This window comes from Candidatus Thermoplasmatota archaeon, from assembly GCA_018814355.1.
Lineage (GTDB): Archaea > Thermoplasmatota > Thermoplasmata > UBA10834 > UBA10834 > COMBO-56-21.
The window spans coordinates 1-2,123 of sequence record JAHIZT010000021.1 but is presented as its reverse complement, the minus strand read 5'-3'; the positions used below and the strand labels follow the sequence as shown (position 1 = coordinate 2,123).

Genomic DNA, 2,123 nt, shown 5'->3' with positions numbered 1-2,123 from the left:
ACTGCCAGAGGTTCGCGAGGGAGGCGCAGAAGAAGAAGGCGCCGTTCAAGGTCAAGGTCACCGAGATTGAGAAGGGCAAGGAGGTCCAGAGTCTCCTTAGGAAGTGACCAGGGACCCTCAATATCGTCTCGGGACGAACGAAAACACAACAAAACATGAAACGGTTGTGCGTCCGGCCGTCAGAATCCCAACGAAACAGATAAAACGGTGAACAGATTACGGCAACCGCAGTAACGAAGCGAAAGCATCACCCGAACGATAACAACGTGAAATTCGACAATAAGCGCAAAGGAGGTCTTTGAATGGAAAAGGCTGTCATGGTGATAGGGGGAGGGGTCGCAGGCATCCAGGCGTCCCTCGATCTCGCGGATAAGGGAATGATTGTACACCTAGTTGAGAAGTCACCCAGCATCGGTGGGAGGATGGCTCAGCTGGACAAGACGTTCCCGACGAACGATTGCTCGATATGCATACTGGCGCCAAAGATGGCTGATTGCTCCAGCCATCCGAACACGAACATCATCACGTATGCGGAGGTAGTCGGTGTCGAGGGGAAGGTCGGGAGCTTCAAGGTCAAGGTCCTGAAGAAGGCTAGGTACGTCGATGAATCGAAATGCACTGGCTGCGGCGAGTGCTTAGAGAAGTGTCCGAGCAAGGTTCCGAGCGAGTTCGAGATGGGCCTGTCCAAAAGGAAGGCCATCTACATGCCCTTCATGCAGGCCGTGCCGAGGGTCATGACCATCGACAAGGAGCACTGCCTCCACATGACCAAGGACAAGTGCGGGAACTGCAAGAAGGCCTGCAAAAGAGAGGCCATCGACTACGAGATGAAGGACCAGATTCTGGAGATCGAGGTTGGGTCGATCATAGTTGCCACGGGCTACGATGTCTGGGACCCATCCAGCTCAACGGAGTATGGCTACGGCAGGTACCCCAACGTGTTCACAGCGATGGAGTACGAAAGGATGATCAACGCTGCTGGCCCGACACACGGACACATCGAAAGACGGAGCGACAAGAAGAGGCCTGTCAAGATGGCGTTCATCCAGTGCGTTGGCTCCAGGAACCCGCAGATCGGCCGTCCCTATTGCTGCACCGTCTGCTGCATGCACTCCACCAAGGAGGCCATGCTTGCCAGGGAGCACCACGACGACATGGAATCCACGATATTCTACAAGGACATGCGCGCGTGCGCGAAGGGCTTCTACGAGTACGTCGAGAGGGCAAAACGCGACTACGGAGTCAGATACATCAACTCCGACGCGACGGTCCAGGAGAACTCTGAGATTCACAACCCGATCGTCGTGTTCGACGTCGGAGGGAGACAGCAGTCCGAGGAGTTCGACATGGTCGTCCTGGCAACGGCGCTCGTCCCGAGAAAGGAGACCTTGGAGCTGGCGAAGGTGCTGGGCCTCAAGGCCGACGAGTTCGGGTTCCTCGAATCCACAGACAGAATACTCAATCTGGGAAGGACAAGCGTGCCAGGGATGTTCCTTGCAGGTTACGCCCAAGGTCCTGCGGATATTCCAGAATCGGTTGCCCAAGGCTCGAGCGCGGCTGCGAAAGCGGTCGAGGCGATGGCCCAGGCAGGAGCGTGATGATGCATGGCCGAGAAGAACGAAACAACGGAGAAGCCGAGGGTCGGCGTGTTCGTCTGCCACTGTGGCTCGAACATCGGCGGATTTGTCGATGTGCCATCCGTGGCAGAGTACGCCAAGACACTCCCAGATGTCGTCTACGCGATGGACAATCTGTACACTTGCGCTGATGATGGACTCACCGCGATCAAAGAAGGCATCCGGAAGCACAAATTGAACAGGGTCATAGTCGCGAGCTGCACGCCCAGAACTCACGCTCCTCTGTTCCAGGCGACCTGCGAGTCAGCCGGGCTGAACAAGTACCTGTTCACGTTCGTCAACATCCGGGAGCACTGTTCCTGGGTGCACATGAAGGAGAAGGAGAAGGCGACCCGGAAGGCCAGGGACCTCATCAGGATGGGTGTCGCGAGAGCTCGACTGCTCGAAGCCCAGGAAGAGGTCAAGGTCGATGTCACCCCAGCAGGGCTCGTCATCGGCGGTGGTGTGTCTGGCATGACCGCGGCGATCTCGCTTGCAGACATGGGT

General features: G+C 56.9%; 2 protein-coding genes. Both read left to right on the top strand.

From position 1 onward, the window contains the following. Window positions 1-302 precede the first annotated feature (302 nt). On the top strand, window positions 303-1,598 hold the full coding sequence (locus KJ653_00965; GenBank protein MBU0684409.1) for a CoB--CoM heterodisulfide reductase iron-sulfur subunit A family protein: 1,296 nt from the start codon (window positions 303-305) through the stop codon (window positions 1,596-1,598). A 6-nt stretch (window positions 1,599-1,604) separates the two neighbouring features. Beyond that, window positions 1,605-2,123: heterodisulfide reductase (locus tag KJ653_00960; GenBank protein ID MBU0684408.1), on the top strand; the 519-nt coding region annotated here is incomplete at its 3' end.